Annotated in this window: 18 protein-coding genes and 2 pseudogenes; 15 read left to right on the forward strand and 5 right to left on the reverse strand. The window is 64.9% G+C overall.

Annotation, left to right across the window (positions count from 1 at the left end; genetic code table 11):
• The 6 genes and pseudogenes from NGM28_RS05130 to NGM28_RS05145 all read left to right on the forward strand — a co-directional run.
• The coding region (locus NGM28_RS05130; RefSeq protein WP_252088923.1) for an RHS repeat domain-containing protein at positions 1-604 on the forward strand (604 nt) is incomplete at its 5' end.
• 110 nt (positions 605-714) lie between these two features.
• On the forward strand, positions 715-1,011 hold the full coding sequence (locus NGM28_RS05135; protein ID WP_252088924.1) for a hypothetical protein: 297 nt from the start codon (positions 715-717) through the stop codon (positions 1,009-1,011).
• 146 nt (positions 1,012-1,157) lie between these two features.
• Positions 1,158-1,277, forward strand: a pseudogene (locus NGM28_RS28790) (hypothetical protein); the annotation flags it as partial.
• A 24-nt stretch (positions 1,278-1,301) separates the two neighbouring features.
• Positions 1,302-1,552: pseudogene (locus NGM28_RS28910) on the forward strand (DUF7710 domain-containing protein).
• Between the two features lie 7 nt (positions 1,553-1,559).
• Positions 1,560-2,114 carry a hypothetical protein gene (locus NGM28_RS05140; protein ID WP_252088925.1) on the forward strand — a complete coding sequence of 185 codons (555 nt, stop codon included), beginning with the start codon at positions 1,560-1,562 and terminating at the stop codon, positions 2,112-2,114.
• Positions 2,111-2,695: a hypothetical protein gene (locus NGM28_RS05145; RefSeq protein WP_252088926.1), complete on the forward strand. Its 585-nt coding sequence runs from the start codon at positions 2,111-2,113 to the stop codon at positions 2,693-2,695. The genes NGM28_RS05140 and NGM28_RS05145 overlap by 4 nt, the downstream gene beginning before the upstream one ends.
• 155 nt (positions 2,696-2,850) lie before the next feature.
• On the opposite strand, the gene NGM28_RS05150 is transcribed toward NGM28_RS05145, so the two are convergent.
• The 4 genes from NGM28_RS05150 to NGM28_RS05165 all read right to left on the reverse strand — a co-directional run bounded on the left by NGM28_RS05150 (position 2,851) and on the right by NGM28_RS05165 (position 7,498).
• The gene (locus NGM28_RS05150; protein WP_252088927.1) at positions 2,851-3,168 is read right to left on the reverse strand and encodes an isochorismate lyase; all 318 of its coding nucleotides are present in this window, start codon (positions 3,166-3,168) and stop codon (positions 2,851-2,853) included.
• Positions 3,169-3,200: 32 nt separating this feature from the next.
• Positions 3,201-4,412 (reverse strand): histidine decarboxylase, encoded by a 1,212-nt coding sequence (locus NGM28_RS05155; RefSeq protein ID WP_252088928.1) that lies wholly within the window; start codon positions 4,410-4,412, stop codon positions 3,201-3,203.
• A 61-nt stretch (positions 4,413-4,473) separates the two neighbouring features.
• Positions 4,474-6,309, reverse strand: coding sequence for a (2,3-dihydroxybenzoyl)adenylate synthase (locus NGM28_RS05160; RefSeq protein ID WP_252088929.1), 1,836 nt, complete (start codon positions 6,307-6,309; stop codon positions 4,474-4,476).
• A 19-nt stretch (positions 6,310-6,328) separates the two neighbouring features.
• Entirely contained in the window at positions 6,329-7,498 is a 1,170-nt protein-coding gene (locus NGM28_RS05165; protein WP_430624219.1) for an isochorismate synthase, read from the reverse strand.
• A 134-nt stretch (positions 7,499-7,632) separates the two neighbouring features.
• Here NGM28_RS05165 and NGM28_RS05170 point away from each other — a divergent pair, with 134 nt between their 5' ends.
• The gene (locus NGM28_RS05170) at positions 7,633-11,928 is read left to right on the forward strand and encodes an amino acid adenylation domain-containing protein (protein WP_252088930.1); all 4,296 of its coding nucleotides are present in this window, start codon (positions 7,633-7,635) and stop codon (positions 11,926-11,928) included.
• 82 nt (positions 11,929-12,010) lie between these two features.
• Positions 12,011-13,330 (forward strand): putative histamine N-monooxygenase, encoded by a 1,320-nt coding sequence (basC, locus tag NGM28_RS05175; protein WP_252088931.1) that lies wholly within the window; start codon positions 12,011-12,013, stop codon positions 13,328-13,330.
• 125 nt (positions 13,331-13,455) lie between these two features.
• On the opposite strand, the gene NGM28_RS05180 is transcribed toward basC, so the two are convergent.
• Positions 13,456-15,615 (reverse strand): condensation domain-containing protein, encoded by a 2,160-nt coding sequence (locus NGM28_RS05180; protein WP_252088932.1) that lies wholly within the window; start codon positions 15,613-15,615, stop codon positions 13,456-13,458.
• Between the two features lie 212 nt (positions 15,616-15,827).
• Between NGM28_RS05180 and NGM28_RS05185 the strand changes: the two genes are divergently transcribed.
• The 7 genes from NGM28_RS05185 (at position 15,828) to NGM28_RS05215 (ending at position 23,728) form a co-directional block, all read left to right on the forward strand.
• Positions 15,828-16,355, forward strand: a complete 528-nt coding sequence (locus tag NGM28_RS05185; RefSeq protein ID WP_252088933.1) for a sigma-70 family RNA polymerase sigma factor — start codon at positions 15,828-15,830, stop codon at positions 16,353-16,355.
• 151 nt (positions 16,356-16,506) lie between these two features.
• Positions 16,507-18,312, forward strand: a complete 1,806-nt coding sequence (locus tag NGM28_RS05190; protein ID WP_252088934.1) for an ABC transporter ATP-binding protein — start codon at positions 16,507-16,509, stop codon at positions 18,310-18,312.
• A complete protein-coding gene (locus tag NGM28_RS05195) occupies positions 18,306-20,075 on the forward strand; it encodes an ABC transporter ATP-binding protein (protein WP_252088935.1) in 1,770 nt (589 codons plus the stop codon). Before NGM28_RS05190 ends, NGM28_RS05195 begins: the two co-directional genes overlap by 7 nt.
• Complete coding sequence (locus tag NGM28_RS05200) at positions 20,072-21,019, forward strand: ABC transporter permease (protein ID WP_286088921.1); 948 nt, start codon at positions 20,072-20,074, stop codon at positions 21,017-21,019. The genes NGM28_RS05195 and NGM28_RS05200 overlap by 4 nt, the downstream gene beginning before the upstream one ends.
• Complete coding sequence (locus tag NGM28_RS05205; RefSeq protein WP_252088936.1) at positions 21,016-21,966, forward strand: iron chelate uptake ABC transporter family permease subunit; 951 nt, start codon at positions 21,016-21,018, stop codon at positions 21,964-21,966. Before NGM28_RS05200 ends, NGM28_RS05205 begins: the two co-directional genes overlap by 4 nt.
• On the forward strand, positions 21,963-22,745 hold the full coding sequence (locus tag NGM28_RS05210; protein WP_252088937.1) for an iron ABC transporter ATP-binding protein: 783 nt from the start codon (positions 21,963-21,965) through the stop codon (positions 22,743-22,745). The genes NGM28_RS05205 and NGM28_RS05210 overlap by 4 nt, the downstream gene beginning before the upstream one ends.
• Positions 22,742-23,728, forward strand: a complete 987-nt coding sequence (locus tag NGM28_RS05215) for a siderophore ABC transporter substrate-binding protein (RefSeq protein WP_252088938.1) — start codon at positions 22,742-22,744, stop codon at positions 23,726-23,728. Before NGM28_RS05210 ends, NGM28_RS05215 begins: the two co-directional genes overlap by 4 nt.
• Positions 23,729-23,806 lie beyond the last annotated feature (78 nt).

A 23,806-nucleotide genomic window follows, 5' to 3' on the forward strand; every position in this document is an offset into this window, starting at 1 on the left:
CTTCGATCAGGATCCGCTGTGGCACACCGAGGTAAAACCACAGGCGTTCGAGGCGATTGCCTGGTATCAGTGCGACCACCTCGGTACGCCGATGGAGCTGACTGATGAGCAGGGCCAGATTGCCTGGGCCGGGCAGTACAAGGCCTGGGGGGAAGTGCGTGAGGAACGTTCGGCGTGGGCCAAACAGCAGGGGCTGGGCAACCCCCTGCGTTTCCAGGGCCAATACCACGATCATGAGACCGGGCTGCACTACAATCGCTATCGCTACTATGATCCGAAAGCCGCCCGCTTCATCTGCCAAGATCCTATTAGCTATTCGGGCGGACTCAACTTATTTGAATATGCTCCAAACCCGCTTGGATGGGTCGATCCATTAGGGCTGCAGAAAAATTGCTGCCCAGATAAAGAGCCAGAATGGACCCCTCATGGTTACAAACATGTAGCCCCAAAAAACTCATCATGGAAAGACATAGTAAAGTCCACAAAAAAAGGCCCAGCAAAATACAAGCCAGGAACAGACATTGAGGCTCTGGAAAGATCGGTTCACAGAGACGGGCAGCCAGTTACCAATGGGAAGTCTTGGAAGGTCAAAGATTTAGGATAAGTGATAGGCGCTAGCGAAGGCAAAGAAAGTAGATGGATGCGGGTTGAGGAAAGTGGAGGCACCATTCACGGACACCCAATCTCACTAGCTGAGTACAAGAGGCTAACAAAATGATTGAAATTGATTTCTCTGCCAAGGCAGGCAACATTACCTTTAACGATTTCAATATTGAAGAATCACAACCGTTCGAGTCCCATATAGACGACCTCAAAGAAGACATGCTGCAAGTTGAGTTTCCTGGAAACTTGATCCTAGATGTGGGGTGGCGCCCTTCTTTTAGCATCAAGGGAAAATTCCATGTAGTGCTAGTCAAAAATCATGACTGGGAGAACCCTGTGTATCATGGAACAGCAAAAACCATAGAGAATCTAAAAATCCAAATCACCAAAGCAATTCAATTAACATGAAAAGCTCCCTAAGACCATCTGAAAAGCCCTGTTAATTTATCGGAGCAGGTAACCAGATTATATCTTACTCAAACAAAACCTTGGCTAGGTCTCGCTGCGGTATGTCGAGGTGAACCACAACCGCTCGACGCGGTTTCAGGTACCACTGCGTTCACTTCGGTACACCGATGGAGCTGGCCGATAAACACGGCCAAACTGCTTGGGCAAGACATTGCAAGGCCCGGGGTACTGCCCGTTCGGTGCCCCTACACTCAATCAGCCACTGAGCATTTATCATTAACTCCGTTTGGATTTTTACTGGTGTAGAGGGTAGGTTTCCGTCTGCCGTCTTCTCGGCGTACGCCGACGCAGAAAAATGGATAAAAGCGCATTCGCTTAGCGGTGTGTTTACTCGATACCCCGCGTGCATTTCAGTCTACGAATGGGCAATCGAAAACGGGGACTTCCGTATCAAGAGCGAAAAAGCCCCCCGGCCTTTATCCAGAAATTTTCGTCCGCCTCGCAAGCACACTTTCATTTCGAACACGGCAACCTCGAATGAAGGCTGTATGGAAGCGGCTGAAGCCCTGGGCGTTTCTCATTTTTCACCGCACACGCTAATTTCCCCCCGCCAAACACCTGAGCGCCAATTCCCCCAAAGAGCAACCCTCATGATCGACGACGCTGAAGAATTCATCCGCCTGCGCAGCAGCCGCCTCAAAAGCGAATACGACCGTTCCGCCTGGGAAGAAGTCCCGCTCAGCGTCTGGTACGAGGTCATCGATAAATACCCCGACTATCGCCAGTGGGTGATCCACAACAAGACCGTCCCCTTGGAGATCCTGGAGCACCTGTGCAATTTCGGTGAAAGGCTCAGGACCTTTGTCGCTGAAAAGCGCAAGCTGTCGCCGGAACTGTTCGAACGCTTGTCGCGTGATGTGAGCAGCGACGTGCGAACGCGGATCGCCGTCAACAAGAAAACCCCGCTGCCCATTCTCGAACGCCTCATGCATGACGAAGACGAGGACGTCGTGGAGACCGCGCGTTACCAATATCAGCTGAGAATGGACCTGGCTCGGGAAAAGGCTGCCAGGCGCGCCGCCCAAGGGCTCGAGCCGCAATGACGGTCCGCTGCGACGCTTTCGCCCTGCTCGCCGGCTACTTGAAGGCAGGCCAGATTCCGCGGGCGGCGACCCTTGGGCTCCCGGACTTCGCCGCCGACACCCTGGCCACGGCTGGCTTCGACTTGGTAGGTGAGTGCAACGACTTCCATTTCTGGGAGCGGGTGTTTTGGCTGATGCATGGTCAACGCCGCGTCCAGCTGGGGTACAAGCGCTACTTCCAGGCCAGCCAGGATCTGGGCGATGGCTTCGACTTCGCGCCGGGGATCAGGCTGACGAGCGTTATCCGTCGCTGCCTGGCGGGTCGCGCCTTGCAGGTCTACTTCTGGGATGACTGGCGCGAGGGGGCGGTGATTGTCGATGAGGACTTCGTGATCCGCTTCAACCTGAAATGCCGGCGCGGTGCGTATCAGGTATGCACGTTGGAATGCGACCTCCCGTCGTTCGGGGTGACCGGCCGGGTTTCGACCAATGGGGTCAGGGCAACCCTGCACGCTTGCAACCCCGTGGCACTTCCGGTACCGCGCCATGCACCTCTCGCTTACAGGCATCTGCGCCGGGCACTCCTACAACGCTCGCCGTGAAGCAGGCTCTGCGGGGCTTGGCACCGGCTTTGCCGGTGTTCGCCGGCAAAGCCGGCTCCTACAGGTGCGGCAAGGCGCAACCCATGTGGGAGCGGCCTTGCCCCGCTATAGCGCTTGCAATCCTGCTTCAAGCGTTGCTCGTTCCCCCTTGTCGATCAGGCCTTCTCGCCATGAATCGAACGCCAGTGCTGGATCTGCTGGTCGATGTTCCAGTGAATGATCAGCGTGTACAGCTGCTCGATGAACTGCGCGTCGAAGCCTTCTCTGGCAGCCCATTCGAGGCGCTCCTGGAGCATCGCGGCGACACGCTCCGGGGCGGGGATGGCCTGTTCGTTGGCCTTGAACTGCACCGCGGCCTTGACGTAACCAAGGCGCTTGACCAGCGCCTCGAAGATCTGCCGGTCGTGAAAATCGATGCCGGCGCGAATGTCGGTGAGGCTGGTGCAGGCTTCAGGGGTTTTAGGTTGCAGCATGAAAGGGTCTCGAATCAGCAAAAGGGAAAAGGTCAGATCACATCGAAATGCGGGTCGGCGACGCGCTCCGGGGGCACGCCGTCCAGGCCCACCAGCCCGAGGCCGGCTCGCCATTCCTGGGGTTGGTGCTCGGCGATCACCTCGTCGATCAGGGCATCGATCATGCTCTTGTCCTGATGATGCGGGGTGGTGATCAGGTGCGCGGTGTCACCGGAGGTGGCCAGGCAATACTTGCGGGCAATGCGCGGCGACGGGCACGGGAATACCACGGTGATCGAGTTGTCGTGGCGCCAGGCGTCGATGCCGGCGGCCTGCAGGCGGTCGACCGCGTACTGCGCGCTGTTCAGGCTGTGCCGCACGCGCCGCCGCCACTGTGCCGGCGAGTGGCTGCGCAGCGCGGCCCACATCATCATCGGCGTGTGGCCGTTGCGCGAGCCGCTGATGGTCTTGTCGTTGGCGCGGATATAGTCCACGTCCACCGAGATGCGCTCGACGTTCTCGCGCTTGGCCACGACGATGCCGCAGGGGATCGGCGAGCCGATCATCTTGTGCCCGGAAACGCAGATCGAGTCGACGCCGTCGGCGAAGTTGAACGGCTGCGGGTTATCGACGAAGGGCAGGATCATGCCGCTGAGCGCCGCGTCGGCGTGCAGGTAATAGTCCTCGCGGGCGATCCCGACCTCCTCCAGGCGCTGCTGGATGGTCGCGATATTGTCGATCGCGCCACGCATGGTCGTACCGACATTGACGAAGATGATCGGGTGCTGCTCCTGGTCGGCGGCGATTTTCGCCAGCAGGTCGTCGTAGTCGATCTCGCCGTTGGGCAGCGACTCCACCGCGCGGCAGTTGATACGCAGCAGCTTGACGATCTTGGCCACCGAATAGTGGGTGTCCTTCGAGTAGTACAGGGTGCCGGTGGGGAACAGTTCCCGCGCCAGGTAGCAACCGAACATGTTGCCCTCGGTGCCGCCATTGGTGACATAGCCCCAGCTTTCTTCGAGAGGAATGCTGAACAGTTCGGCGAAGTACGCCATCACGTCCTTCTCGAAGTCGAACGAGTTGAGCAGGTAGTTGCCGGGCTCGGCCCAGTCGCCGCAGTTGTTGATGGAGAACCGCAGGAAGCGGTGCAGCTGGGCGTAGTTGAAATCGGCGTTTTCCGGGTAGCCGATGTTGAAGTACTGGTTTTTCAGGCAGTGCTCCCAGAATTGATCCAGCCGGGCCTGGTCGGCAGAAGACAAAGTCATATCCAACTCCTTTTAAATTGACTTGGCGGGCCGCGCCCTGCACAGCACGGCCCGCGATACATCAGGCGGCTTTCTGGCGCGCCTCCACCAATGCCCACCAGCTGGCCAGGGTCGGCGTGCTGGCCAGCTCTTCGAAGCTCACCTCGATGCCGCGCGCCTTGAGCTCGGCGGCCAGCTTCATGACCTGCAGCGAGTCGAGGCCGTAGAAGATCAGGTTCTCTTCCGGGTCCAGTTCCTCGCTGTCCTCGATCAACTGGCGCAGACGGGTCTGCAGCCAGGCGCGGGTGTTCTCCACGCTCACCAGATGGCGCAACTGCTTCTTGTCGATCTTGCCCACTGCGGTCAGCGGCATGGCCTCGATCAGGCGGATGCGGTCGGGCAGCTTGTACTCGGCGATGCCTAGCTCCAGCAGGTGGCGGCGAATGGCCGGGGCCTTGAGGCTGGGGTTGCGCGAGACGACGAAGGCGCAGCTCTTCTCACCCAGCGCCTCGTCGGGCATGGCCACCAGGCCGGCGTGGGTGACTTCCGGGTGCAGCACCAGCAGGTTCTCGATCTCTTCCGAGGCGACCTTCTCGCCGCCGCGGTTGATCTGGTCCTTGATCCGGCCGACCACGCGCAGGTCGCCACTGGGGGTGAGCACCACCAGGTCGCCGGAGTAGTAGAAACCCTCGGCGTCGAAGGCGCTGGCGTTCTGCTCGGGGGCCTTGTAGTAGCCGCAGAAGGTATAGGGGCCGCGAGTGGCGAGCATGCCCGGCTCGCCGGGGGCCACGGGCACACCCTGCTCGTCGACGATCTTGATTTCATCATCCGGGCTGACGGGGCGGCCCTGGGTGGTGAAGATCTGCTCGTCGCTGTCGTCCAGGCGGGTGTAGTTGATCAACCCCTCGGCCATGCCGAACACCTGCTGCAGCTTGCAGCCCAGCACACCGGGGACCTGGCGCGCCAGCGAATCGGCGAACACCGCGCCGCCCACTTGCAGGTAGGCCAGCGATTGCAGCTTGTCGCGATGATCCGGCGCGGCCTGCAACCACAAGGCGACAGCGCTTGGGACCAACGCGACGGTGTTGACCTCATGGCGCTCGACCAGCGCGAAGCAGCTCAACGGCTCGGGGCTGGCGGCCATGACCACGCAGCCACCGGCATGGAACACGCCCAGTGCGCCGGGCGAGCTGAGCAGGAAGTTGTGGGCCGCCGGCACCGCGCAGAGGAAACGGGTATGGGCGTTGAGTGCGCAGACTTCGGCGCAGGCGCGGGCATTGTAGTGGTAGTCGTTGTGGGTGCGCGGGATCAGCTTGGGGATCCCGGTGCTGCCACCAGACAGTTGGAACAGCGCCACCTGGTCCGCCGCCGTGGGGGCGTATGCCACCGACTGGCTGCCAGGGGTATCGATCCACTGCGCCAGGTTGGCGGTCGGAGCCGACTCACCCAGCAGCAACGTCACCTTGGGCGCCGCGCCGACTTCGGCGAAAACCTCTACATAAGTGTCATCGCGGAACACTTCGTGCTCGCGGGAAGCAATCAGCAGCTTGGGCACGATCTGTTTGGCGTAGGCGGTCAACTCCAGCCGACGATGGCTGAACAATGCGTTGAGCGGCACGATCCCGGCCTTGAGCAAGGCAAACAGGACGATGTAGAACTCCGCCACGTTGGGCAGTTGCACCAGGGCCGTGTCGCCCTGGCCAAGGCCCTGCTCGGCCAGGCGCGAGGCCAGGTTCGAGGACAGGGTGTCGAGCTCGCCATAGGTGAAGCGACGTTCCCCGCAGATGATTGCCACGGCTTGCGGTTGCGCCTGGCAACGTGAGTGGAGCATCTCGGTGAGCGGCTGGTCGATCCAGTAGCCGGCGTCGCGATAGCGCTGCGCACGGTCCTGTGGCCAGTCCGTGAATTCGATGGTCATGGTGTTCGAACGTCCTTGGTTAATGTGCCTGTCCGCAGGCGCGCAGCATGGTGCCGAGCTTGGTCTGGACTTCCGCCCATTCCGCCGCCGGTTGCGAGGCTTCGACGATGCCGGCGCCGGCGAACAGCCGGACACGGTTGTGCTTGACGGTGCCGCAACGGATGGTCACCACCCATTCGCCGTTGCCTTCGGCGTCGCACCACCCCACCATGCCGGTGAACTGGCCGCGCTCGGCAGGCTCGACGAAGCGGATCAGGCGCCGCGCCCGCTCGGTGGGGAAGCCGCACACCGCCGGGGTCGGGTGCAGGCGGCAGGCCAGTTGCAGTGCCGTCACCTGTGGGTCGATCAGATTGCCTTCGATGCGCGTGGACAGGTGCCACAGCGCCGGGGTGCTGATCAGCGACGGGCGTTGCGGCACGTCGAGACGGGTGCACAGCTCGCCGACCCGAGCGGCGATGTCCTGGGTGACGAAGCCGTGTTCGTAATGGTCCTTCTCCGACGCCACCAGCCAGTCGGCGTTGCGCTTGTCGGCCTCGGGGTCGGCCATGCGCCTGGCCGAGCCGGCCAGCGGGTTGGAGATGAAGTTCGCGCCTTCCTTGCGCACCAGCAACTCGGGGCTGACCCCAAGCAGCGTGGCGCCATCGGCCAGGGGCACACGGAAGTGATAGCCGCTGGGGTTCTGCGCGCGCAGGTTGCGCTGCAGCACATCGACATCGACCGCCTCCGCGAACACCAGTTCGCGCTGTACCGACAACACCGCCTTGCGTACATCGCTGTGGCGGAAGTTGACGATGGCGTGCTCCACAGAGCGCTTGAACGCATCCTCTTCGGGGATCGGCTTCTGCTCGAGCAACGCCGGCAGTTCACCGCCCGCTTCGGTTGCCCCACGCGCACGCCAGTGCGAGTCGCGGGCAATGTACAGGCAGGAAGGTTCGTTGGGATCGAAGGGGATGGCGCCGACCACGAGGGGGTTGGCCTGCCCTGCCCGGCGCGCCTGTTCGAAGGCGTGGGCGAGGGTCTTCTGCAACAGGCTGCCGGCGTCTTCGCCACCGACGGCCGGGGTTTCGATGCGTTGCAACGCACCGTTGACGACCAGTTCTCGGTCACCCGAGGTAAAGGAAAAGGCTATGGAACGGTCGGCGACCTGCTCTTCATCCATGCCAGTCGTCATGAGCGTACTCGCTCTCATCTCGGTTAAGCCTCCTGCTTATTCGAAAGAAATAATGATATTAATCTTAATCATTATCATCTTTAATAGGAGGCGCCATATTTCTGGACTTGTCAATCACGCGATACGAGTGACCCATGAGAGAGTTAACTTCAATGCAAGCGGCCTGTTGGATCGGGCGCACTGCTCATGCGGCTTTAGGGAAAGTTTCAGCTCATCTGTACGCCGAGTTCGATGGCCACGCCATTGACCTGGAGCGGCTGCGCGCAGCGCTCGAACAGGTTTCCCAGCTGCACCCGATGCTGCGCCTGCGCATCGACCAGGACGGGCTGCAAGGCCTTGCGCCACTGGACCAGTCGCCGCGCCTGGAGGTCGACGACCTGCGTGGCCTGGCAGAACCGGAAGTCGCGCAGCACCTGCTGCGCAAGCGTGAAGCCTGGACCCACCAGCAGCTGGACCTGCGCCACGGCTACGCGGCACGCTTCAGTGTCAGCCAGCTGGATGGCGAACGTTCACGCCTGCATGTCGACAGCGACATGATCGCCATCGACCCTTCGAGCCTGCGCGTGTTGATGGAAGACCTGGCGCGCTGCTACGAGACCCCGGACGCGCCTGCCGCCACCCCGCCGAGTTTCTTCGACTGGTGGGACGCCGTGCGTGCCGACCCGGCCTTGAAAACCACCCAGGAACGTGACCGCCACTGGTGGCGCGCCCGCCTCGACAGCATCGCGCCGGCCCCTACCCTGCCCCTGCTCGATGAGCAACCCGCCCAGGCCCACAGCCAGCGCCTGACCACCTGGCTCGACGCCGGTCAGCACCAGGCACTCAGGCAACTGGCTCGCCAACGCAGGGTGACCTTGTCGACCCTGATGCTCGGGCTGTTCGCCACCGCGCTGGGCGCCCAGACCGGCGACCGCCAGTTCCGTCTCAACGTGCCCAGCTTCTGGCGCACACCGCTGATCGACGGCGTCGAGCACATCGTCGGCGAGTTCGCCAATGTGCTGATCGTCGATGTCGATCTCGATGCCGCAGCCGATATCGCGGCCCTGTGCGACCAGCTGGCCAAGGGCATGGCGGCGTGCCTCGAACACAGCGCCTATCCCGGGGTGAACCTGATGCGCGACCTGTCGCGCCACCACGGCACGCCGCAGCTGGCCCCGGTGGTGTTCACTGCGGCGCTGGACATGCCCGGCAAGGAACTCTTTTCACCGCGCGTGAAGAACGCCTTCGGCCCGTTGGGCTGGCTGATCTCGCAAGGCCCGCAGGTCGCCCTGGATGCGCAGATCGCCTGCGCCGACGGCGGCATCCTGATCAACTGGGATGTCCGCCTCGATGCCCTGCCCGAGGCCTGGGTGACGCAGTTGTTCGAGCGCTTCGTCGACCTGGCCAGCGAGGTTGCCCGCCAACCCGCCACACTGGATCGACCGCTGCCCCGCGCACCGGAAAAGCGCCCGCTCAACCCACTGCAACAGGCCTACCTGCTGGGCCGCACCACGCAGATGCCCTTGGGCGGCGTGGCCATGCAGGAGTTCCGCGAATACCGCGGGGTGATGGACAGCGCCGTGCTGCGCAGCCGACTGGACGCGATGGTGCGCCGTCACCCGAGCCTGCGCACCCGCATCGATGCCGACAAGCGCGTGCAATACGTCAGTGACGAGGTGCGCCTGAACCTGGATGAAGTCGACCTCGGCCACCTGCCGCTGGGTGAAGCCCTAGGCGTTATCGACGCACGCCGTGAGGACTACGCCCACGCCCTCTCGCCGCTGGACCGCTCGCCCTGGAACGTCACCGTGTTCCACCTGGCGCACGGCGAGTTGGTGGTATTCGTGCGCCTCGACGCACTGATCCTCGATGGCCGTTCCATCGCCACGCTGCTGGTGGAACTGTTCGAAGGCCAGCTGGACGAAACGCCCCAGGCCGACACCCCCGCGGCGGCGGACCAGGCCGAACAACGCACAGCCGACGCTGCCTACTGGAACGCCAAGCTGGCCGCCGTGGACGGCGCCCCTCGCCTGCCCTGGAGCATGCCCCTGGACCAGGCCGGCGTCGCCCGTTACGAGCGACAAAGCCTGGTCGTGCCCCGTGAGACATTCAAGAAGTTCTACACCGTCGGCGCACGCCAACGGCTGTTCAAGAACACCACGTTGATGGCGGTGATCCTCGAAGTGCTGTCGCACTGGGTCAGCGAAGGCGGCCTGTGCGTGGCGGTCCCGGTGGCCCCGCCCAGCGATGCGGCCTTCGCCAACCGTTCCAGCTTCCTCGCGATCAACTGGAACAGCGCCGCCGACAGCTTCGCCGAACGCGCGGCCGGGCTCCAGGTGGATGTATTGGAAGGCTTGCAGCACCTGGCCTACTCCGGTGTCGACCTGGCGCGCCAGCTGTTCGAGCGGCACGGCCCCGGCCCGGTGCTGCCGGTGGTGATCACCAACGGCTTCTCCTGGCCGGTGGCGCCCTCCGACAGCGCCATGCGCCTGCAGGGCGGGCTGACCCAGACGCCGCAAGTGGCCATGGACATCCGCTTCTGGGCCGACGCCGACGGCGCGCTGCAACTGGACATCGACTACGCCCGCGAGGTGCTCGCCCCGGCGCTGGTCAGCGACTTCCTGGGCACGCTGGCGCGGGCCATCGGGCAGATCGCCAGCGCTGGCGAATTCACTGTCGCGCCCGCAGCCCTCATCGCCACCGACCACTATCGCCTGAACAGCCCCGTAGAGGCGGCCTGCCGCGACGGCTACCTGGCCCGGATCGCCGACCACCTGTTCACGCCCGGCAACCACAAGACCGCCCTGATCAGCGGTGAGCGACGGCTCAGCTACAGCGAGCTCGGCGACGGCGTGGCGCGGATCATCGCCGCGCTGGGCACCCGTGGCATCGGCCAGGGCCAGGTGGTCGCCATCTGCCTGCCACGCAGCCCGGAACATACGATGCTGACCCTGGCCTGTGCCTTGACCGGGGTGATCTGGGTGCCGATCGACGTGGCGGCCCCGGCCGAACGGCGTCACTACCTGCTGGAGAACTGCCACCCGGACCTGGTGGTGCTCGCCGAGGCCGAAGCACTCGAGCAGCCCTGCACCACCAGCGCGGCCCTGCTCGCCACGCCTGCGGCGGCGCCCCGCCACCTGGCCGATCTGTCACTGAACGAAGCGCCGGGGTACTACCTCTACACCTCAGGCACCACCGGCAAGCCGAAATGCGTGGTGCTGAACAACCGCGCCACGGCCAACGTGATCGGCAGCACGCTGAACGAATGGCAGGTGACCGAGCGCGATGTGTTCCTGTCGGTCACCCCGCTGCACCACGACATGTCGGTTTTCGATGTGTTCGGCAGCCTGGCCGCTGGCGCCACCCTGGTGTTGCCGGCTCCCGGCGAAGACAAGGACGCGCTGCGCTGGAACCAGCTGGTTGCGGAACACAAGGTCACCCTGTGGTGCTCGGTACCGGCGATCCTGGAAATGCTCCTGGCCTGCCGTGGCGAACAACACTTGCAGAGCCTGCGCCTGATCGCCCAGGGCGGCGACTACATCAAGCCGGCGGTGATCGCCGGGCTGCGCGAGTTGCTGCCACAGGCCAGGCTGATCTCCCTGGGCGGGCCGACCGAGACCACCATCTGGAGCATCTGGCATGAGATCGATGCCGACGACCGCGCGCTGATCCCCTATGGCCGACCGTTGCCCGGCAACCGCTATTTCGTGCTCGACGCCCAGGGCCGGCATTGCCCGGTGGGCGTGGTGGGCCGTATCCACACGGCCGGGGCCAACCTGGCGCTGGGTTACCTGCTGGACGGCACGTTGCAGCAAAGCGACTTCATCACCGTGGACGACGAACACGGTCAGCCCGTGCGCGCCTTCCGCACGGGCGATTGCGGACGCTACCGCGCCGACGGCACCTTGCTGTTCGACAGCCGCGTCAATGGCTACGTGAAAGTGCGCGGGGTGCGGGTTTCGCTGCCGGACATCGAGATGGCGCTCAACCAGCACCCGGCCTTGCGCCATGTGCTGGTGGTCGACTACGGCGAACAGCGCCTGGGCGAGGTGTGCCTCGGCGCGTTGTATGTCTGCGACCCACAGGCGGGTGAGCCGAGCATGGCCGAGCTGCGCGACTACGCGCGCCAGCACCTGCCCCACTCCCATGTACCCACCCGCCTGCTCGGCGTCACCGCATTGCCGCTGTCGCAGAACGGCAAGCCGGATCGTCGCCGGGCCCGTGAACTGCTGAGCGCGCCGGCCACCGCCTCGGTGCGGGACAAGGTGCTGGCGGTCTACCTGCAGGTGCTGGGCCACCCAGCCGATGCCGGGACCGACAGCGCGGTGGACTTCATCAGCCTCGGCTTGCGCCCCCCGCACCTGAAAGCCGTCGCGGCCCAGTTGCAGGCGCAGTTCGGCGTGTCGCTCTCGCCCGGCCAGCTGCTGCGCTGCCGCAACGCCCAGGACGTCGAGCGCTTGCTCGGCTGAAACACTCGATACGAATCAGGGCGCGGCGCCGGCAACGCTGGCCGCGCCTTCTTGAACTGCTGGACCAAAGGAGATGGATCGGATGAAGGACTTACCCACTGTGGATATCGCTGGCATCGGTATCGGCCCGTTCAACCTGGGCCTTGCCGCGCTGCTCGCCAAGCATCCTGGCGTGAGCGGTGTCTTCCTTGACCGCAAGGTGGAGTTTCGTTGGCACGAAGGGTTGATCCTGCCGGGCACTACGTTGCAGGTGCCGTTTCTCGCCGACCTGGTGACCATGGCCGACCCGACGCACCAGCTCAGCTACCTGAACTACCTGCACCAGCACGAGCGCCTGTACCAGTTCTACTACTACGACAACTTCCAGGTGCCGCGCCGCGAGTACGACCACTACTGCCGCTGGGCTTCGCAGCAACTGGCGAGCTGCCATTTCGGCGAGGAGGTCTGCGATGTGCGCTACGACGCCAACGCCGGGCGTTTCCTGGTCGAGAGCCAGTCGCTGTCCGGCTACAAGCGCCAGTACTACAGCCAGCACCTGTCGGTGGGCGTGGGCACCTCGCCGCTGCTGCCGCGCTGGGCGCAGGTCAAGAGCACGGCGCCGATCCTGCATTCGGCCGAATTCGCCAAGCGCCAGGCACAGCTGGCCCAGTGCAAGCAGGTGACGGTGATCGGTTCGGGGCAGAGTGCGGCGGAATGCGTGCTGGCGCTGCTCAACGAGCTGACCCCGGAACGGGTCGCGGCGGGCGCGTCAATTCGCTGGATCACCCGCTCCCAGGGGTTCCACCCGATGGAGTACTCCAAGCTGGGCCAGGAGTGCTTCACCCCCTCCTACATGGAGTACTTCCACAGCCTGCCACGGGAGCGGCGCCGCGAGATCGTCGCCGGGCAAGGGCTGCTGTACAAGGGCATCAGCTTCTCGACCATCGGCGATATCTACGACCTGATCTACGAGCGTTCCGTCGGTGGCGCCGACACCGGCCTTACGCTGCTGTCCAACTGCGAAGTGGAGCGAGTCGCGGAGGTCGATGGCCGGCTACGTATCGACTATCGCCATCGCGAGCTGGACCAGACCAGCGCCTTCGAGGCCGATGCGATCGTTGCCGCGACGGGCTATGGGCATGCCTGGCCAGCGTGGTTCGAACGGCTCAAGGGTGACGTGCTGGCGACCGACGAGCACGGCGACTGCATCGTTCGGGAGGACTTCACCGCGCAACGCTGCGACCAGGGCGCCGGGCGGATCTTCGTGCAGAACGCCGAGATCTTCCAGCATGGGGTTGGCTCGCCGGACCTGGGGATTGCCGCGATCCGCAATGCGAGCATCGTCAACCAGTTGCTGGGGCGGCCGCATTACCGCCTGCCGAAGCGTTCGGCGTTCCAGCGCTATGGCATGCATGAGGAGTGATTGCAGACAACCGGGGCCGCCCTGCGGCCCTTTCGCGGCACAAGGCCGCTCCTACAGGGAATTGCGGTCCCCTGTAGGAGCGGCCTTGTGCCGCGAAAGGGGCTGCAACGCAGCCCCCTGCGTTCTTAAACCCGCACGTCCTCGACCGCCATCGCCGCCCCACCGACACCAGCGTACAGGGCAAACACCCCCTCGATAGCCTCGGTCACCCGCGCCATCTGCTGCGCGCTGTAGCGATCGGTGCGATAGGTGACCACCAGGCGCAGTACGCGCTGGCCATCGATCATGTTGTCCATGATCTCGAACTGGATGCCGAACATCGACTCGTTCTTCTCCGGGTCGATCTGCCGATAACGGATGCTCCCCGCATCGGGCGTGGCCAGGGCGCCGTTCAAGGCGTTGTTGGCGTGGATCTGCACGTACACGTCAAATAGCAATCCATCCGCCGGGCTCATGCCCAGGGCCTGCTGGATATGCTCCATCGGCACGTCGGCATAGGCCATGGAGTCGTTGATCAGGCGGCTGACACCCTCGATCAACGCCCCCACGCTCTGGCGCGGTTCGAACTGCACGCGGTGCGCCACCATGGTGGTGAAGTAGCCGACCGTCTCGTAGTACGCGGGGTCGGTACGCCCCGAGGCCGAAGTGCCGATCACCAGGTCGGAGAGGTTGCCGACCTTGTGCAGGGCCAGGGCGATGGCGGTGTAGATCACCCCGAACAGCGACGAGTCGTTCTGCCGGGCGAAGCCGTGCAGGAAGTCGACCATGGCCTGGTCGGGCTTGATCTCGAACCACTGCGCGCGGGTGGACGCCTCAGCCGTCGGCGCACCGCCCTGTTCGCCGATGGCCGGCAGGGCCAGGCCCCGAGTGGCATCACGCAGCATGTCGGTCCAGTAGGCCAGGTGTTGCTGGTTGATGCCACGGGCCAGCTCCTTCACCGCGTACTGGTGGAACGACGGCACGGCCGCCTCCCAGCGTGGCAACTGGTCCTGGGCGCGCGCGAGGTAGGCGCGAGCCAGGTCTTCCATCATCACGTTGAGCGACCACTCATCGATGGCCATGTGGTTGACCAGCAACGACAGGGACTGCTGCTGGCTGTGCGGATCACGGAAGAAGCGCACGCGCATCGGCAGCTCCCGGGACAGGTCGAAGCGATGCCCGGCTTCGCTGGCCAGGTTCGCCCCGGCACTTTCACGGCTGGGCCAGAACCACTTGTACTGGCCCAGCTGGTTGACCGGCACCAGCTGCTGCCAGGCTTCGTCGCCTTCGAAATGGAAGGTGGTGCGCAGGCTGGCGTGGCGCTTCACCAGGTCGCTGAACGCCTGCTCGAACACCACCTCGTCCACCGGGTCGAGGAAGGTCATGGCGAACGGCAGGTTGAAGATGGTGCCGAACTCGAACGCGGCGTAGGCCCGGCCGAGGGACGCCTGGGCCAGGGCAAACGGTGCGCGCTGCAGGTCATCCGGCACGGCGGCGTCAGCCCCCTCCTTGCGCCCTTGCACCTGCGCACGCGCGGCCAGCGCGGCGGCGCTCGGCGCGCTGAAGAAGTCGTTGAAGCGCACCTCGATGCCATGGTTGCTCGACAGCTTGCCGATGATCCGCGTGGCCAGCAGCGAGTGGCCACCCAGGTCGAAGAAGTCATCCTGCGCCGTCATGTTCGCCACGCCCAGGGCACGGCGGAACTCGTCGAGAATGAGCCCGGTGACGTCAACGTCGTTGCTCACTGGCCCAGTGGCCGCCACAGCGCCGGGTTGATCGCCTGCCGCCTGGCGCTGCAGCCAGGGCAGATGCGGCGCGCCGACCGAGCGCCCGGCGTAGGCATCCATGGTCAGGCGGTAGAGGTCGTCCTCGCGGCAGGTCTGGTCGAGCACCTGATGCAATACGAAGGCCAGGATCGGCGCCTGCCCGCCACGGATGACCAGCGCCGTCAGCGGCGCCTGGCTTTCGGCGTCCCAGGGCTGCGCCTGCAAGGCCAGCAGCCGTTCGCTGGCTTGCGCATCGGAGTTGACGGTCAGCTCACCGATGCAGGTCTGCGGATCACGGTCGTGAACCTTCTGCACATCACCGTCGTCATTGAAGCGATAGCGGGCATTGAGCGCCGGCAGGCTGGCGACCACGGTAGCGATCGCCTGTTGCAGCCTGGCCAGGTCGATATCCTCGCCCAGCCGCCAGGCGCTGAAGTGCTTGAGCACCCGCTCGGGGAATTGCTGCTGCAGCAGCCAGGCATGTTCTTCGAATTCGCTGACAGGTCGCTGGGACTGCGCGCCTGAATTGAGTTCCATCATGGAATTGCTCCGCCTTGTCAAACAGTACAACCCGTATTCGGGCAGACAGACCGATCCTCGGTCCTGGAGTCGCGCCCGGCGATGCCGGGCGCTGGATCAACGGCTTCAGGCTGCATTGCATGTGCCTGATCAACATCGTATGCTTTCGATGCTAATCGTAGTAATTATCATTAGTCAAAAATCTGTTTGCTCGTGCGGTATTGGAGAAGTTCGTGGACAAGGGATCGTTCGCACTCCGACAACAACTGGAACAGTTGTATGTCGACCATCATGGCTGGCTGTGCAACCTGCTGCGGCGCAAGCTGGGCAATGCCTGCGACGCCGCCGACCTGGCCCACGACATCTGCCTCATCCTACTGAACAAGGGCTGCGTGCCTGCGGCGCAGGATTGCCGCCGCCACCTGGCGCAGATCGCCAACGGCAAGGTGATCGACCTGTACCGGCGGCGCCAGCTCGAGGCCCGCTACCTCGACGAACTCATGCAGCGCGACGAAGCCCTGGCCCCTTCCGAGGAGATCCGCGCCCTGGCCCTGGAGGCGCTGGTCGAAGTCGATGCCGCCTTGCAGCGCCAGTCCGCCAACAGCCGCCGGGCGCTGTTGCTGCACAAGCTCAACGGCATGGCCCACCGCGAGATCGCCGCCGAGCTAAAGGTGTCGGTGTCGTCGGTGGAGAAGTACATCGCCTCGGCCTTGCGCAGTTGCTCACCGTTTTCTCCAGCACAACTGCGTGAAACCCATTGAGGGTTTTCCGCGACCGTTCGGAATACATATATGCACGCGCTGTTCGCCGGCAAGCCGGCTCCTACAGGTTCGGCGCTGCCCTCTGTAGGAGCCGGCTTGCCGGCGAACCGCAGCCACAGCAAGAGTCACGTTTGCTTCCATAGGAGATGGAATGAGCGCCAACGATGCGAGCAAGGAGCACACCGCCGCCAGCAACCCGGTGTCCGAGGTACTGCGGCCGATCCGCGGCCGGCTGATCGTCGCCGGCAGCCTGGCGGCTGTCGGCACGATGCTCACCCTGGTACCCCTGGCCGGGGTCGCCCATATCGGCCAGCTGGCGCTGGGCCAAGGTGACGGCGTCGCGCCCTGGGCACAGATCCAGGCCAGCGTCTGGCAAGTGCTGGGCCTCAGCCTCGGCGCCCTGTTCGTCGGCATGATCCTCATCTCTTTGGGCGAGACCCTCGCCCACCTGGCCGACAACCGGATTACCCGCCAGTTGCGCCTGGCCATCACCCAGCGCCTGGCCAAGGTGCCGCTGGGCTGGTTCACCAGCCGCGCCTCGGGCGAGGTCAAGCAGGCGATGCAGGACGACGTGAACACCCTGCACAGCCTCACCGCGCACTACTACACCACCCTCGGCCGCACCTGGGGCGCGGTGGTGACCACGGTGCTGTACCTGTTCGCCATGGACTGGCGCATGGCGATCGTCTCGCTGCTGCCGTTCCCGCTGTTCTTCCTGTTCGTGTCCAGGGCCACCAAGGCCAGCGGCGCCAACATGCAAGCGTTCGGCGCGCACATGGGGCGCATCAACAACGCGGTGGTCGAGTTCGTCAACGGCATCCCGGTGGTCAAGGCCTTCGGTATCGAGGGCAAGGCCCATGGCAGCTACCGCGAGGCGGTCGATGGTTTCGCCGCCGCCTTCACCGACTTCACCCGGCCACTGGTCAGTGCCATGGCCAATGCCCACGCGCTGGTCACCCCGGTGGCGGTGCTGGGCGTGGTGCTGGCCTTCGGCACCCTGTTCACCTACCTGGGCTGGATCCGCCCGGTGGACATCCTGCCCTTCGCCCTGGTCGCGCCGGGCATGTGCGCGCCGCTGCTGCTGATGAGCTACATCACCCACGACCTGCATGCCGCCACCAGCGCGGCGCAGCGGGTGGACGGCCTGCTGCGCACGCCGCTGCTGGAAGCCCCGACGCACAACGGCCAGACGCTGGCGAAAGACGCCGGGATTCGCTTCGAACACCTGGGCTACAGCTATGACGGCGACACCCCGGTGCTCGATGACATCAACCTCACCCTCGAACCCGGCACCGTCACGGCCATCGTCGGCGCGTCCGGTGCCGGCAAGTCAACCCTGGCGCGCCTGCTGCTGCGCTTCTTCGACCCCACCCATGGGCGCATCACCCTGGATGGCGTCGACCTGCGCCAGCTCGACACCGCCCAGCTGTACCGGCATATCGGCTTCGTCCTGCAGGAGGTGCGCCTGATCCATGCCAGCTTGCGCGACAACATCGCCCTGGGCCGGCCCTCGGCCAGCCAGGAAGAGATCGAACAGGCGGCACGCACCGCCAATATCCACCAGCGCATCCTCGCCCTGCCCCGCGGCTACGACTCGGTGGTCGGTGAGGACGTGCAACTCTCCGGCGGCGAACTGCAACGGGTGAGCATCGCCCGGGCGGTGCTGCTCGACCCTGCGGTGCTGGTGCTGGACGAAGCCACCGCCGCCGCCGACGCCGAGAACGAAGTGCAGATCCAGCAGGCACTGTCGCGCTTCGCCCGCCAGCGCACCTTGCTGGTCATCGCCCACCGCCTGGACACGGTGATGCACGCCGACCAGATCATCGTGCTCGACAACGGCCGCATCCTCGAACAGGGCGACCACACGCAGCTACTGGCGCGCAACGGCCACTACGCTCGCCTGTGGGCACTGGGCGGCTACCAACAAACCCTGGAACAGGAACAGGCGCCATGCTGAAGACCCTGATCGAACTGCTCGGCGATGACGCCCCGGTGCTGCATCGCTATCTGGTCAAGGCGCTGGTCTACGGGCTGCTGTGCGGGCTGACCATTCTCAGCGTGCTGCCAGTGCTCGGCCACTTGCTGGCAGGTGATGTGCCAGGGGCCATGGGCTGGTTGGGCGTGCTGCTGGCCGCCTCGCTGGCGTGCTGGGCGCTGCGTCGTGTGGTCGAAAAGGCCGGCATCCGGGTCGGCGTTGCCGTGCTGCAGGGTGGCCGGCATCGCCTCGGCGACCACGTCGCGCAACTGCCGGTCGGCTGGTTCGACGCCCAGAACACCGCGCGCCTGAACCATGTCACCGCGCAAGGCATGATGACCGTGGCGCAGTTGCCGGCCCATGTCTTCACGCCGTTGATCACTGGGGTGATCACGCCGTTCGTGGTGGTGGTGGCGCTGTTCGTCCTGAACCTGCAGGTGGGCCTGATCGCCCTGTTCACCCTTCCCCTGCTGTTCGGCCTGTTCGCGCTGACCGCACGCCTCGGCCAACGCGCCGACGAAGGCTTCCACGCCGACACCGCGCGTACCAGCCAGCGCATGGTCGAGTTCGCCCAGGCCCAGTCGGTGCTGCGCGCCTTCAATGGCGCCGACGGCGGCACGCGCTTCCTCGAACAGGCCATCGCCCGCCAGCAGCAGTCGGCCAAGCGCCTGATTCAGGTTTCGGCGATGTCGGTGGTGTTCAACACCTGGACGGTGCAGGCCGCGTTCGCTGCCCTGCTGGTCGGCTGCGTGGCGTGGCTGGGCGAACTGTGGGGCGCCGGCTTGCCGGCCAGCGCGTTGATTCCGGTGGTCCTGGCGCTGTTGCTGGTCAGCCGCTTCATCGACCCGCTGCTGGAAGTGGCCAGCTACAGCGAGGTGCTGCGCGGCGCGCGCAGCCAGCTGGGGGTGCTGCGCGAGCTGTTCGCGGTCAAGCCGTTGCCACAGGCCCAGCAGCCGACCGCGCCAGGCCATGCCGGGGTCGATCTGGACGGCGTGAGCTTCCGCTATGCCGACGATCAGCCTGAGGTGCTGCGCCAGGTCAGCTTGAAGATCGCCCCGGGCAGCATGACGGCGCTGGTCGGTGCCTCAGGCTCCGGCAAGACCACGCTGGTGCGGCTGATTGCGCGCTTCTTCGATGTCACCCAGGGCAGCCTCAAGGTCGGCGGCGTGGATGTGCGGCAGATGTCCGCCGGGCAACTGGCGGCGCAGATCAGCCAGATCTTCCAGGACGCCTACCTGTTCCAGGGCAGCATCGCCGACAACATCCGCATCGGCAAAGCCGATGCCACGGATGCCGAGGTGCTGGAAGCCGCGCGCGCAGCAGGCGTGCTGGAGATCATCGAGCGCCTGCCGCAAGGCCTGGACACGCCGGTCGGCGAAGGCGGCGCACGGCTGTCCGGCGGCGAGCGCCAACGCATCTCCATCGCCCGGGCACTGATCAAGGACGCGCCGATCCTGCTGGTGGACGAAGCCACTGCGGCACTGGATGTGGAGAACCAGGCGGCAATCGCCGAGGCGCTGGCGCGCCTGCGCGGCAAACGCACGCTGATCGTGATCGCCCATCAGCTGTCGACGGTGGCCATGGCCGATCACATCGTGGTGCTCGACAACGGCCGCATCGCCGAGCAAGGCACACCCGCGCAACTGAGCGAAACACCCGGCCTGTACGCGCACTTCCTGGCCCAGCGCCGCGCGGCCAAGGGCTGGCGGATCGCCGCGGAGCCGGTCAGCGAGGGCACTGCTTGAAGCGCATTGCCTCTCTTGTCCTGCTGTTCGTGGTGCTGTGCGGCCTGTCGCTGATGGTCGGGGTCAAGCAGGTGGCCTGGAGCGACCTGCTGAACTTCTCCGAGGATGCCTGGCTGACGTTGACCGCCAGCCGCCTGCCGCGCCTGGCCGCCCTGGTGCTGACCGGCGTGGGCCTGGCGGTGTGCGGGGTGATCCTGCAGCAGATCGTGCGCAACCGCTTCGTCGAGCCGGGCACCTCCGGAGGCCTGGACGCGGCGAAGCTGGGCATCCTGGTGGCCCTGACCACCCTGCCGGCCGCTGGCACCTTCATCAAGATGAGCGTTGCCCTGGTGTTCTGCTTCGCCTGCAGCCTGCTGTACGTGGCGATCATCCGCCGCATCCGCTTCAAGAACACCGTGCTGGTGCCGGTGATCGGCCTGATGTACGGCAGCGTGCTCAGCGCCATCGCCGAGTTCTACGCCTTCCGGCACAACGTCCTGCAGAGCATGCAGGGCTGGCTTTTGGGGGACTTTTCCAAGGTCGTCCAGGGCAACTACGAGATCATCTACCTGATCCTGCCGATCGTGGCGCTGGCCTATGTGTTTGCCCAGCGCTTCACCGTGCTGGGCATGGGTGAAGGCATGGCCAGCAGCCTGGGCCTGAACTATGCCGCCAACACCGCGCTGGGCCTGCTGCTGGTGGCGCTGACGGTGTCCGCCACGGTGATCACCGTGGGCGCGATACCCTTCGTCGGGCTGGTGATCCCCAACCTGGTGGCGATCTATTACGGCGAGAACCTGCAGCGCACCCTGCCCATCGTCGCCCTGTGCGGCGCCTCGTTGCTGCTGGCCTGCGACATCGTCGGGCGCCTGCTGATCTATCCCTTCGAGGTGCCCATCGGCATGACCGCCGGCAGCGTGGGCGGCGTGTTGTTCCTCGTCCTGCTGATGAGGAGCAAGCCATGAGCGACACACTGATCCGCCGTGGCCTGTGGCTACTGGTGCTGGCCCTGTCGCTGGGCTTCCTGCTGCTGGGTTCCGGCCTGGACTTTGCCTGGGTAATCCCCAGGCGCCTCACCCGCCTGGCGGCCATGGGCGTGGCCGGGGTCTGCGTGGCCTATGCCTCGGTGGTGTTCCAGACGCTCACCGGCAACCGCATCCTGACCCCCGCAGTGATGGGCTACGAGGCCATCTACCTGCTGTTCCAGGCGCTGCTGATCCTGTTCCTCGGCACCCAGAGCCTGGTGCTGCTGGGGCGCGGTGGCAACATGGCGCTGTCGATCCTGCTGATGCTGCTGTACTCGTGGCTGATCCACCGCTGGCTGTTCCGCGACGGGCACAATAACGTCTACCTGCTGCTGTTGCTGGGGCTGGTGCTGAGCATGGTGATCACCACCTTCACCCAGTTCATCCAGCTGAAGATCAGCCCCGGCGAGTTTTCCATCTTCCAGGGCTTCAACTACGCCTCGTTCAACAAGGCCCAACCGGCGCAGGTGATGGTGGCGGCCGCGCTGGTGGCGGCCGTGGGCCTGGTCGCCTGGCGCACCTTGCCGGTGCTCGATGTGCTGGCGCTGGGGCGTGACCAGGCGATCTCCCTCGGGGTCGACCATCCGCGCAGCGTGCGCCTGCAACTGGCGCTGATCGCGCTGCTGGTGGCGCTGTCCACCAGCCTGGTCGGGCCGACCGCGTTCATGGGTGTGTTCGTCGCCAACATCACCTACACCCTGGCCCGCACCCATCGCCACCGGGTCACGCTGCCGATGGCAAGCGCCATCGCCATCGCCCTGTTCATCGTCGCCCAGTACCTGGTCGAGCAGCTGTTCAACTACAACACCTCCGTCAGCATCCTGATCAACCTGGTCTGTGGCGTGTACTTCCTCGCGCTGATGGTTCGCACACGAGGCACCGCATGATCTCCCTCAGCCATGTTCACAAGTCCTACGGCGACAAGCCGATACTGCGCGATGTCAGCGTGCGGTTTCCCCAGGGCAAGGTGACCTCGTTGATCGGCCCCAACGGCGCCGGCAAGACCACCCTGCTGATGCTGATCGCACGGCTGCAGACCGCCACCCACGGTGAGCTGAGCATCGGCGGGCGCGACATCGCGTCGATCGCCATCCGCGACTACGCCAAGCGCGTGGCCACCCTGCGCCAGGCCCCGGACTTCAACCTGCGCCTGACCGTCGAGGAGTTGGTGGCTTTCGGCCGCTTCCCCTACAGCCGCGGCAACCTCACCGCCGAAGACCACCAGGCCATCGACGAGGCCATCGCCTTCCTGTCGCTGGAGGACCTGCGCCGGTCCTACATCGACGAGCTCAGTGGCGGCCAACGGCAGATGGCGTTCCTGGCCATGACCATCGCCCAGCAGACCGACTACCTGCTGCTGGACGAGCCGCTGAACAACCTCGACATGAAGCACGCCGTGCTGATCATGCGCGCCCTGCGCCGGCTGTGCGACGAGCAGGGGCGCACGGTGATCCTGGTAGTCCACGACATCAATTTTGCCGCCAACTATTCCGACTACATCGTCGCCATGAAGCGCGGCGCCGTGCACTGCCAGGGCTCGGTGGCCGAGGTGGTCAACGAGCGGCGCCTGGGCGAGCTGTTCGACCTGGACTTCGAGATCCTGCGCAGCGAGCGGGGTTTCGTCTGCAACTACTTCAATCCATCGCCATCAAGGGAACTGATATGACCAACGCCCGCGGAAAACGGATCACCGCCACCCTGCTCGCCTTCGCCATCGCCACGGCGCTGCAGGGTTGCGACAAACCTACGGCGCAAGCGCCCGCGCAGGCGCAAGCCTCGACGGCGCCCTACCAGCCCGTGAGCATCGAGCACCCGCTGGGCACCACGGTTATCGACAAGCTGCCCCAGCGCGTGGTGGCGTTCGACATGAGCGAGCTGGACAGCCTCGACCAGCTCGGTGCGCCGGTGGCGGGCATCGCCAAGGACTATGTGGCCAGCTTCCTGAGCAAATACCGCGACGACCCGGCCGTGGCCGACGTCGGCACCACCACCCAGCCCAACCTCGAGCGCCTGCACGCGCTCAAGCCCGACCTGATCCTGATCTCGCCGTTGCAGGCGCAGAACTACGCCGAGCTGAGCCAGATCGCGCCAACCGTGTACGACGATGTCGACCTCAACAACAAGCACGGCAACTTCATCGACGCCGCCAAGCAGCACCTCACCACCTTGGGGCGCATCTTCGGCAAGGAAGCGCTGGCCCAGCAGAAGGTGGCGCAAATGGATGCCAAGGTCGAACAGGCCCGCAAGGTGACCGAAGGGCGGCCTGAGAAAGCGCTGATCGTGCTGCACAACAATGGCGCCTTCACCTCCTATGGCGTGAAGTCACGTTACGGCTTCGTCTTCGACACCCTGGGGGTGAAACCGGCCAGCACCGATATCGAGGCCGGCCTGCATGGCCAGCCGATCTCCAACGAATTCATCCAGCAGGCCGACCCCGACATCCTCTATGTCATCGACCGCACCGCCGTGATGGAACGCCGCCCCGCGCTCGACCTGCAGACCCTGGACAACCCGCTGCTGCGCAAGACCAAGGCCTGGAACAACGGCCGGGTGGTCTTCGTCGATGCGCAGACCTGGTACCTGTGCACCGCCAGCGTGACGTGCCTGGACCGTATGGCGGATGAAGTGATGCTGGGCTACCGAGGCTGAGGTCCCTCCCTGTAGGAGCCGGCTTGCCGGCGAACACCGGCGGCGCCGGTGCCATCCACCGTGTTGCCTGGTTCGCCG

It is taken from the genome of Pseudomonas sp. MWU13-3659 (assembly GCF_023757525.1).
In the GTDB taxonomy this organism is placed as follows: Bacteria; Pseudomonadota; Gammaproteobacteria; order Pseudomonadales; family Pseudomonadaceae; genus Aquipseudomonas; species Aquipseudomonas entomophila_E.

Coding starts and splice junctions, on each gene's coding strand:
- NGM28_RS05135 (WP_252088924.1), top strand. CDS start 715: ATGATTGAAATTGATTTCTCTGCCAAGGCAGGCAACATTACCTTTAAC.
- NGM28_RS05140 (WP_252088925.1), top strand. CDS start 1,560: ATGGAAGCGGCTGAAGCCCTGGGCGTTTCTCATTTTTCACCGCACACG.
- NGM28_RS05145 (WP_252088926.1), top strand. CDS start 2,111: ATGACGGTCCGCTGCGACGCTTTCGCCCTGCTCGCCGGCTACTTGAAG.
- NGM28_RS05150 (WP_252088927.1), bottom strand. CDS start 3,168: ATGCTGCAACCTAAAACCCCTGAAGCCTGCACCAGCCTCACCGACATT.
- NGM28_RS05155 (WP_252088928.1), bottom strand. CDS start 4,412: ATGACTTTGTCTTCTGCCGACCAGGCCCGGCTGGATCAATTCTGGGAG.
- NGM28_RS05160 (WP_252088929.1), bottom strand. CDS start 6,309: ATGACCATCGAATTCACGGACTGGCCACAGGACCGTGCGCAGCGCTAT.
- NGM28_RS05165 (WP_430624219.1), bottom strand. CDS start 7,498: ATGAGAGCGAGTACGCTCATGACGACTGGCATGGATGAAGAGCAGGTC.
- NGM28_RS05170 (WP_252088930.1), top strand. CDS start 7,633: ATGCAAGCGGCCTGTTGGATCGGGCGCACTGCTCATGCGGCTTTAGGG.
- basC (WP_252088931.1), top strand. CDS start 12,011: ATGAAGGACTTACCCACTGTGGATATCGCTGGCATCGGTATCGGCCCG.
- NGM28_RS05180 (WP_252088932.1), bottom strand. CDS start 15,615: ATGATGGAACTCAATTCAGGCGCGCAGTCCCAGCGACCTGTCAGCGAA.
- NGM28_RS05190 (WP_252088934.1), top strand. CDS start 16,507: ATGAGCGCCAACGATGCGAGCAAGGAGCACACCGCCGCCAGCAACCCG.
- NGM28_RS05195 (WP_252088935.1), top strand. CDS start 18,306: ATGCTGAAGACCCTGATCGAACTGCTCGGCGATGACGCCCCGGTGCTG.
- NGM28_RS05205 (WP_252088936.1), top strand. CDS start 21,016: ATGAGCGACACACTGATCCGCCGTGGCCTGTGGCTACTGGTGCTGGCC.
- NGM28_RS05210 (WP_252088937.1), top strand. CDS start 21,963: ATGATCTCCCTCAGCCATGTTCACAAGTCCTACGGCGACAAGCCGATA.
- NGM28_RS05215 (WP_252088938.1), top strand. CDS start 22,742: ATGACCAACGCCCGCGGAAAACGGATCACCGCCACCCTGCTCGCCTTC.